Below are 9,255 nucleotides of genomic sequence, written 5' to 3' on the forward strand. Positions count from 1 at the left end.
TCTACCACCTTCCACTTGCCCCCCAACCCCTAACTTAGGGGGCTTGGAGTGCGTCGCCTTTGAGCAATTCCACGTAGGTGTGGATGGCGCGTTCTATCTCGCTCACGCGGATGAACTCGTCGGCAGAGTGGGAGCGGGAAGACTCGCCCGGGCCCAACTTAAAGGAGGGGAAGGGCATGAGGGCTTGGTCGCTGAGCGTGGGCGAACCGAAGGGTGTCAGGCCCAAGGCCACGCAACGGCGGATGAGCGGATGGGAAGTGGGTATGCGGGAGGAGTGGAGACGGAACGAGTGGGCGGTGATGGTGCTCTTGCAGTGGCAGCGCACGATGTCGAACACCTCCTCGTTGGTGTAGAGTTCGTTGGTGCGCACGTCGATGAGTGCCGTGAGACGGTCGGGCACCACATTGTGTTGCGTGCCCGCGTTGACCACGGTGACGGTCATTTTTGTGGGCCCGAGAAACTCGCTCACGCGCTCGAAGCGGTAGTCGCGCAGCCAAAGCAGGTCGTCGAGTGCCTCGTAGATGGCGTTCACCCCCTCGTTGCGAGCCGCATGTCCGCTTTTGCCCCGGGCCGTGAGGTCGAGCACCATGAGACCCTTCTCGGCCACGGCGGGTTGCATGCCCGTGGGTTCGCCCACGATGGCCACGTCGATCGGGGGTAGCAGAGGGAGTGCCCGGGAGATGCCGTCTTGTCCGGACACCTCCTCTTCGGCCGATGCCAGATAGATGAGGTTATAGTTACGGGGCATTGCGGACAGGATGCGAAACGCTTGCAGGAGCGACACCAGTCCGCCGCCGCAGTCGTTGCTGCCCAGTCCGTAGAGGGTGTCGCCCTCGCGGGTGGGGGCAAACGGGTCGCGCGTCCACGAAGCCACCGGTTTCACGGTGTCGATGTGGGCATTGAGCAGCACCGTGGGGCGCTGCTCGTCGAAGTGTGGGGCAATGGCCCACAGATTGTTAGCCTCGCGTCGGGGGGCGAAGCCGTAGGTCCGGAGGGCGGTTTCCATGAGGTCGGCGGCAGCCTGCTCGTTGCGGCTTATCGACGGGGTGGCGATGAGGTGGCTTAAAAGCGTCACCGCTTCGGAGGTGTATTCTTGAGTAATCATCATGCTGCAAAGTTAGTAAAAAGATTGTGGTTTATCCGTTGCAGCTATTAGAAATACGCCCAAAAATTTTGTCGTTCTGTCTATTTGCTTTATCTTTGCATAAGATAGGCTGCGCTCGGCAATTTGAAAGCGAGCTTTGATTGCTCTCGTTGGCACTATCTTTGCATAAGATAGGCTGCGCTCGGCAATTTGAAAGCGAGCTTTGATTGCTCTCGTTGGCACTATCTTGCCATAAATTAACAGAAAAGACTATGCAGACAAGATGCCACCTTTCGGTGCTTATTCACGAACAGGCAAAAAAATATGGCGACAGAACAGCACTCACGTTTCGCAGCTTCGGCAGTCTGAAATGGAAAGACGTGTCGTGGAACCAGTTCTCGCTCAGAGTCAAGCAAGTGAGCAACGCCCTGCTCAATCTGGGTGTGAAGCCGCAAGACCATATCGCCGTGTTCGCGCAAAACTGTGTACAATATCTCTACACCGACTTCGGTGCCTATGGCGTGAGGGCGGTTTCGGTGCCGTTTTATGCCACGAGCAGCGAACAACAGATACAGTATATGGTCAACGACGGAGGGGTGCGCTTTCTCTTTGTAGGCGAGCAGGAACAGTATGACAAGGCCCACCGCATCTTCGCCCTCTGCCCTTCGCTCGAGCGCATCATCATCTTCGACCGCAGTGTGCGCATCTCCACTCACGACCCGGCAGCCCTCTATTTTGAAGATTTCATCAAGTTGGGCGAGAATCTGCCGCGGCAGCCGGAAGTGGAAGAACTGTGGAGGCAGTCCAACGACAAGGATATCTGCAACATACTCTACACCAGCGGCACCACGGGCGACAGCAAAGGAGTGATTCTCACCTACGGACAGTATGCCGCATGTCTGAAGGCCAACGACGAGTGTGTGCCCGTAGGCGAGAAAGACAAGGTGATCAACTTCCTGCCCTTTACCCATGTTTTTGAGCGCGGATGGGCCTATCTGTCGCTCTCGGAGGGTGCCCGGCTCATCGTCAACACCTATCCCAAGGAGATACAGCAGTCGATGAGGGAGACCCACCCCACGAGTATGGCGGCTGTGCCCCGCTTTTGGGAGAAGGTGTATGTGGCCGTGAAAGAGCGCATCGAGGCTGCCGGCCCGTTGCAACAGGCTGTCTTCCGCCGTGCCTTGAACATCGGTAGGCGGCGCAACATCGAGTATCTTAGTCGGGGCAAGCGCGTGCCGCTGGCACTGGAACTGGAATACAAGGTGGTCAACAAGTCCATCTTGAGCATGGTGAGAAAGCAGATAGGACTGGAAAATCCCAACCTCTTCCCCACGGCCGGAGCCTACGTGTCGCCCGAGGTGGAAGAGTTTGTCCACTCCGTGGGCATCAACATGATTGTGGGCTACGGACTCACGGAGAGTCTGGCCACCGTGTCTTGCGACCATCTCGGCAAACCCTACACCGTGGGTTCGGTGGGCCGCCCCATCAACGGCATCGAGATAAAGATAGGAGACAACGACGAGATACTGCTCAAGGGCCCGACCATCACCCCCGGCTACTACAAGCGCGATGAGGCCAACGCCATGGCCTTTGACAAAGACGGCTTCTTCCATACCGGCGATGCAGGCTATCTGAAAGACGGAGAACTTTTCCTGAAAGAGCGCATCAAAGACCTTTTCAAGACTTCCAACGGCAAGTATGTGGCTCCGCAGATGGTGGAAGCCTTGCTGCTGGTAGACAAATACATTGATCAGGCGGCTGTCATAGCCGACCAGCGGAAGTTTGTCTCGGCCCTGATCGTGCCGGAATTCAGGCTTGTGGAGGAGTGGGCGCGCGAGCATCGCATCCCCTTCAACAGCCGAGAAGACCTGTGCGCGAACATGCAGGTGCAGGAGATGATGATGGAACGCATCCGCACGCTCCAGCAGAGTCTGGCCTCATACGAGCAGATCAAGCGCATCACGCTGCTGGCCCACCACTTTTCGATGGAGGCGGGCGAACTGACCAACACGCTCAAACTGAAGCGGCCGGTCATCAACAAGAACTATCAGGAACTGATAGACAAGATGTATGAGGAATAAAAACGGCCGCTCTCTTGACGGGAGACGGCCGGAGTGAAACTTCGATGAAATTATGATTACAGCAGAACAGTTGAAAGATGTGATGGAGCGCGCCGAAGCGTTGCACCGCTATCTCGACATAGACAAAAAGAAAGTAGAATTTGAGGAGGAACAGCTGCGCACGCAGGCCCCCGACTTCTGGGAAGACCCGGCACGGGCTCAGGAGCAGATGAAAAAGGTGAAAAGCATCGAGAAATGGCTCGACGGCTACAAAGAGGTGCGGCAGTATGCCGACGAATTGCAGCTGGCTTTCGACTTCTTCCACGACGATATGGTGTCGGAAGAGGAGGTGGATGCCGACTACGCCAAGGCGATCAAGGCCATCGAGGCACTGGAGTTGAAGAACATGCTTCGCCAGAAAGAAGACCCGATGGAGGCGGTCATCAAGATCAACTCCGGCGCGGGGGGCACTGAGAGTCAGGACTGGGCCTCAATGCTTATGCGGATGTACATGCGCTGGTGCGAGGCCCACGGCTACCGGTGCACTGTGAGCAATCTGCAGGAAGGCGACGAAGCCGGTATCAAAAGTGTGACGATGGAGGTTGAGGGTGGCGAATACGCCTACGGTTACCTCAAAAGTGAGAACGGCGTGCACCGGTTGGTGCGCGTGAGTCCGTTCAATGCGCAGGGCAAGCGCATGACGAGCTTTGCCAGCGTGTTCGTCTCTCCGCTTGTCGACGACACTATCGAAGTGTTCGTAGACCCTGCCCGCTTGTCATGGGACACGTTTCGTTCGGGCGGAGCGGGCGGCCAGAACGTCAACAAGGTGGAGTCGGGAGTCCGTCTGCGCTATTGGTATCAGGATCCCGACACGGGCGAAGAGGAAGAAATTCTCATCGAGAACACCGAGACGCGCGACCAGCCCAAGAACCGTGCCAAGGCTATGCTGCTCCTGAAAAGTCAGCTTTACGACCGGGCCATGAAGAAACGGCTCGAAGCCCAAGCCAAGATTGAGGCCGGGAAGAAGAAGATAGAGTGGGGAAGTCAGATTCGCAGCTATGTCTTTGACGACCGCCGGGTGAAAGACCACCGCACCAATTATCAGACTGCCGATGTCGATGGCGTGATGGACGGCAAGATAGACGAGTTCATCAAGGCTTATCTCATGGAGTTTCCCGTGGCCGACGAAGACTGACCGGAAAGTGCGGCAACAGTTTCGGGATACCTCTCCCCGGAACACTCCGAAACCTGAAAGTGACATTTAAAACCTAATAAAATAATACGATTATGAGTTCAAACAATGACTTGCGCAAAGCCAAGCGCGCTGCTTACGAAAGGAAGCAGGAAGAACATGGAAAGAAAGTGGTGTACTGGATATTCGGCGTTTTGGTCGCTCTGGCCATCGTCTATATGATTTATTCAATGGCCATGGCATCATGAGCGGAATGGAAATAGAACGGAAGTTCCTCGTGAAGAAAGGCGACGCGTACAAACGTGCCGCCTTTTCAAGTGCCCGTATCAAGCAGGGATATATCCCGGCCGACGGAGTCACGGTGCGGGTGCGTACACGCGACGACCGGGCTTTCCTCACCATCAAGGGCAAGTCGGTCGATGGGGGACTCTCGCGCTACGAGTTCGAGAAGGAGATAACGCCCGACGAGGCAGCCCACCTGATGCAGCTGTGCAGCGGAGGGGTGATAGACAAACGCCGCTATCTGGTCAAGAGCGGACGGCACACCTTTGAGGTGGACGAGTTTTATGGTGACAACGAGGGGCTTGTGATGGCCGAGGTGGAACTCGGCGCAGCCGACGAAGCCTTCGAGAAGCCCGACTTCATAGGCCCTGAGGTCACCGGCGATGCCCGGTTTTACAACAAGCACATGCTCAACTGTCCTTTCCGCCTCTGGCGCGACACTTTGCCGGAAGCATACAGATAGCCAAAGCGAGGGCAGCCCCGATGCTGTCGGCAGCGAAATCAAGCCAGTCTCCGCTTCGCCGTCCGCCCGTGCAGTTGGCTTGGAGTATCTCAATGAGGCCTCCCATGAGTGCCGGCAAGACGAAAGTCCACAACACGACTTTCGCCTTTTTCATTTCCTGAACAGGGGGCATGGCCCGTTTGCGTTTCCGGTTGCTTTCCCAAAAGATGACAACCCCGAGCACCAGATACATCGCGATGTGCGTCCACTTGTCCATGAGGGTGATATTCTCGAGCGGCGTTTCAGGCACATTGATGAAGCACAGCACCCAGATAATCACCGTGAGAAGCAGAGAAAGCGGATAATCTCCGATGAATTTCAATACGTTTTGCATTTTTTACTTTCATTCTTTATGCAAAGATAGGATTTTTTTTATACTTTTGCAGGACTTTATTCGAAAAAGTATAAAGATACTGATATGACACAACAAAATAGAGCGAGTTTCGGAAGTAAACTCGGACTGATACTGGCCACGGCCGGCGGAGCCGTTGGACTGGGCAACGTGTGGCGTTTCCCGTATATGGTGGGGCAGAACGGCGGTGCCGCCTTCATCATCATCTATCTGGCTTGCATCCTGCTTTTGGGCATCCCCTGCATGGTGAGTGAGTTCATCATAGGCCGCCACGGAGCCTCCAATGCCGCCCGGGCCTACACCAAACTTTCGGGTGGAAGTCCTTGGAAGTGGGTGGGCTACATGGGTGTGCTCACCGGGTTTATCATCACGGGCTACTATGCCGTGGTCTCAGGCTGGTGCCTGCAATACATCTACGCTTCGGTGGTGGGCGAATTGCAGGGCGATCCCGACTTTGTGACCCGGTATTTCAACGAGTTTTCGAGTGATGCCGTGAGGCCTGTCTTCTGGACGGTCGCCATCCTTTTCATCACCCATTTCGTGATTATCCACGGTGTGCGCGGAGGTATAGAGAGAGCCTCCAAGCTGCTCATGCCCACGCTTTTCATCCTTCTGCTCGTCATCGTGGTGGCCGCCTGTCTGCTTCCCGGGGCCGGAAAAGGCATCGCATTCCTGTTCAAACCTGACTTTGGTAAGATGAATAGCGGCGTGTTTCTGGGTGCGCTGGGGCAGTCGTTCTATTCGCTCAGCATCGCCATGGGTTGCATCTGCACCTATGCCTCCTACTTCTCGCGGCAGACCAACCTGCTCAAGTCGGCCCTGCAGGTGGCCGTGGTCGACACGCTGGTGGCCGTGCTTGCCGGACTGATGATATTCCCCGCGGCCTTCTCCGTGGGCGTGAACCCCGACAGCGGCCCTTCGCTCATCTTCATCACCCTGCCCAACGTCTTCAACGTGGCTTTTGCCTCGATGCCCCTTGTGGGCCGGGCCATCTCCCTGCTGTTCTATGCCCTGCTCTCGTTGGCGGCCCTTACGTCGCTCATGTCCCTCCACGAGGTGAGCACCTCTTTCTTTTATGAAGAGCTGAAAATTTCGCGTAAGCGCGGTGCCATCATTGTCACCGTGGCCACGAGCCTCATCGGCGCCGTCTGCTCGCTCTCGCTGGGCGCCGTGGACGGTCTCACGGTGTTCGGACGATCCCTTTTCGATGTGTTCGACTTCGTGACGGGGCAGATATTCCTGCCCGTGGGCGGACTGCTCACCTGTCTCTTCATGGGCTGGTATGTGCCCCGCAACATCATCAAAGACGAGTTCACCAACTGGGGCACGCTGCGCGGAACGTTCTTCGGCACCTATCTTTTCCTCATCCGCTTCGTCTGCCCGTTGTGCATACTGCTCATCATTCTCCATCAGTTCGGACTTCTGAAAGGCATTCTGTAAATGGAGACAAGAGGCAATTTCGGCAGCAAGTTGGGCGTCATCCTCGCCACGGCCGGTTCGGCCGTGGGGCTGGGCAACATCTGGCGCTTCCCCTATATGGCCGGTCATAACGGCGGTGCGGCCTTCATTTTGATCTATCTGGGGTGCATCTTCCTGCTCGGCATACCGGGCATGGTGAGCGAGTTCATCATCGGGCGGCACTCGTCGTCCAATGCCGCCCGCGCCTACCGCAATCTTTCGGGCGGCAAACCGTGGGCCGTGGTAGGCTACATGGGCGTGTTCACCTCGATGATTATCCTCGGTTTCTATGCCGTCGTGGCCGGCTGGTGCCTGCAATATCTCTATGCCTCGGTGGCCGGACAGCTGGGTGGTGACTCCGCTTTCGTGCAGACCTATTTCAAGGAGTTTTCCTCCCATCCCCTGCGGCCGGTCTTTTGGACCGTCGTTTTCATTCTCATCACCCACGGAGTGGTTGTCAATGGTGTGCGAAACGGCATCGAGCGGGCCTCCAAGCTGCTCATGCCCACGCTCTTCGTGCTGCTCGTGGTCATCGTGGTGGCCTCCTGTCTGCTTCCGGGTGCATCGCAGGGCATCGAGTTTCTGCTCAAGCCCGATTTTGGCAAGGTGGATCAAAGCGTGCTGCTCGAAGCCCTCGGGCAAGCCTTCTTCTCCCTCAGCTTGGGCACCGCCTGCCTCTGCACCTATGCCTCCTACTTCTCCCGTCAGACCAATTTGGCCCGTTCGGCCATACAGATAGCCCTCATCGACACGCTGATAGCCATTCTTGCCGGACTGATGATATTCCCCGCAGCCTTTTCTGTGGGCGTAAGTCCGGACAGCGGCCCCTCGCTCATCTTCATCACCCTGCCCAACGTTTTCAACCGGGCATTCGCCTCCATGCCCCTCGTGGGTTACATCATCTCCATCTTGTTTTATGCCCTGCTGGCCCTGGCAGCCCTCACGTCCACCATTTCGATGCACGAGATAGGCACGGCCTTCTTCTATGAGGAACTGCACATCAACCGCAAGCGCGGCGCATGGATTGAAACCGCCGTCTGTGTGATAATCGGCATTTTCTGTTCGCTCTCGTGCGGTGCTGTCGACCGGCTTGTCTTCTTCGGCCGGTCGTTCCTCGACTGCTGCGACTATCTCACGGCCCAGATACTGCTGCCCCTCGGTGCCTTTCTCACCTGCATCTTCCTCGGGTGGTTTGTGCCCCGGAAGGTGGTGCTTGACGAGTTCACCAACTGGGGCACCCTGCGCGGCACGTTCTTCCATGTCTATCTCTTTGCAGTCCGGTTTGTCTGTCCGCTCTGCATCCTGTCTGTTTTTCTCCATCAGTTTGGAATCATCTAAGGCCCATGAAACTCTTCCACCACCTCACCTACATGCAGCGCAATGATCGCGTGGTCACCCTCCTGCTGCTCTTGGTGGCCGTCGCCGCCCTGCTCATCGTCACGTTCGTGGGCCGTGTGTTCGACTCCACACCCCCTCCGACAGGCAGTTATGCGGAGTCGGGCGTGCCCGAACCTACAGCCTGTGATGCCCGCCGGGGAGGATATGCTGTCGGAGACGGCCATCGGCCCGCGGTGCGCCTGCAACCTTTCGACCCCAACACAGCCGACAGCACGCTGCTCCTCGGGCTCGGATTGGAGCCTGGGCAGGTGCGCAATATTTATAAGTATCGCGCGCGTGGGGGCATCTATCGTCAACCTGCCGACTTTGCCCGTCTCTACGGACTCACCCAAAAGCAGTATCGGCAACTCGAACCGTACATCCGCATTTCGCCCGACTACCGGCCGGCATCAGAGCTTCCTTTGTCCCGCGAGGTCGTTTCTCCGGCCACTCGCGACACGCTGCGCCACTCTGTGAAGCTGCGGCAGGGCGAGCATATAGCCCTCAATCTCTCCGACACCACCCTGCTACAGCGTGTGCCGGGCATCGGGAGTGCCTACGCCCGGGCCGTGGTCAACTATCGCAACCGTCTCGGCGGCTTCCACGATGTCAGTCAGTTGCTCGAAATCAGCGGTTTTCCGGAGTCGGCCCTGCCTTATTTTCAGGTTTCTGACGAGGGTGTGAAAAAGTTGAAAGTGAACAAACTCACCCTCAGCCAACTCCGTCAGCACCCCTACATCAATTTCTACATGGCCCGCGCCATCTGCGATTTCCGTCGCCTCAACGGGCCGCTCACCAGTCTCAGCCAGTTGCGCAACAACCGCGACTTCCCTCCCGAGGTCATCCGCAGGCTCGAACCCTACATCGAGTATTAGCGGCAGTGTGTCCCCGCCACCCCATCTAAAGCCCCCTAAGTTAGGGGGTGGGGGGCAAGTGGAAGGTGGTAGG

At 57.1% G+C, this 9,255-nt stretch carries 9 protein-coding genes; 7 read left to right on the plus strand and 2 right to left on the minus strand.

What is annotated here, in order from left to right; translation table 11 throughout:
* Positions 1-34: 34 nt before the first annotated feature.
* Complete coding sequence (locus tag HMPREF6485_RS04425; protein WP_004344963.1) at positions 35-1,108, minus strand: M20 family metallo-hydrolase; 1,074 nt, start codon at positions 1,106-1,108, stop codon at positions 35-37.
* A 248-nt stretch (positions 1,109-1,356) separates the two neighbouring features.
* On the opposite strand from HMPREF6485_RS04425, the gene HMPREF6485_RS04435 reads away from it, so the two are divergent.
* The 4 genes from HMPREF6485_RS04435 to HMPREF6485_RS04450 all read left to right on the plus strand — a co-directional run bounded on the left by HMPREF6485_RS04435 (position 1,357) and on the right by HMPREF6485_RS04450 (position 5,081).
* Entirely contained in the window at positions 1,357-3,165 is a 1,809-nt protein-coding gene (locus tag HMPREF6485_RS04435; RefSeq protein WP_004344965.1) for an AMP-dependent synthetase/ligase, read from the plus strand.
* Positions 3,166-3,217: 52 nt separating this feature from the next.
* Entirely contained in the window at positions 3,218-4,339 is a 1,122-nt protein-coding gene (prfB, locus tag HMPREF6485_RS04440) for a peptide chain release factor 2 (protein ID WP_004344967.1), read from the plus strand.
* A gap of 92 nt (positions 4,340-4,431) precedes the next feature.
* A complete protein-coding gene (locus HMPREF6485_RS14135; protein WP_004343706.1) occupies positions 4,432-4,584 on the plus strand; it encodes a hypothetical protein in 153 nt (50 codons plus the stop codon).
* A complete protein-coding gene (locus HMPREF6485_RS04450; protein WP_004344969.1) occupies positions 4,581-5,081 on the plus strand; it encodes a CYTH domain-containing protein in 501 nt (166 codons plus the stop codon). The genes HMPREF6485_RS14135 and HMPREF6485_RS04450 overlap by 4 nt, the downstream gene beginning before the upstream one ends.
* Here HMPREF6485_RS04450 and HMPREF6485_RS04455 read toward each other — a convergent pair.
* Positions 5,029-5,454, minus strand: a complete 426-nt coding sequence (locus tag HMPREF6485_RS04455) for a VanZ family protein (RefSeq protein WP_044125826.1) — start codon at positions 5,452-5,454, stop codon at positions 5,029-5,031. The two genes, HMPREF6485_RS04450 and HMPREF6485_RS04455, sit on opposite strands and share 53 nt — an antisense overlap.
* A gap of 84 nt (positions 5,455-5,538) precedes the next feature.
* Between HMPREF6485_RS04455 and HMPREF6485_RS04460 the strand changes: the two genes are divergently transcribed.
* Genes HMPREF6485_RS04460 through HMPREF6485_RS04470 form a run of 3 tightly spaced genes read left to right on the plus strand, consistent with a single transcriptional unit; the run spans position 5,539 to position 9,182 of the window.
* The gene (locus HMPREF6485_RS04460) at positions 5,539-6,912 is read left to right on the plus strand and encodes a sodium-dependent transporter (protein WP_004344973.1); all 1,374 of its coding nucleotides are present in this window, start codon (positions 5,539-5,541) and stop codon (positions 6,910-6,912) included.
* Entirely contained in the window at positions 6,913-8,268 is a 1,356-nt protein-coding gene (locus HMPREF6485_RS04465) for a sodium-dependent transporter (RefSeq protein WP_004344976.1), read from the plus strand.
* 5 nt (positions 8,269-8,273) lie between these two features.
* Positions 8,274-9,182 (plus strand): helix-hairpin-helix domain-containing protein, encoded by a 909-nt coding sequence (locus tag HMPREF6485_RS04470; protein WP_004344978.1) that lies wholly within the window; start codon positions 8,274-8,276, stop codon positions 9,180-9,182.
* Positions 9,183-9,255 lie beyond the last annotated feature (73 nt).

Source organism: Segatella buccae ATCC 33574, assembly GCF_000184945.1.
Classification (GTDB): domain Bacteria; phylum Bacteroidota; class Bacteroidia; order Bacteroidales; family Bacteroidaceae; genus Prevotella; species Prevotella buccae.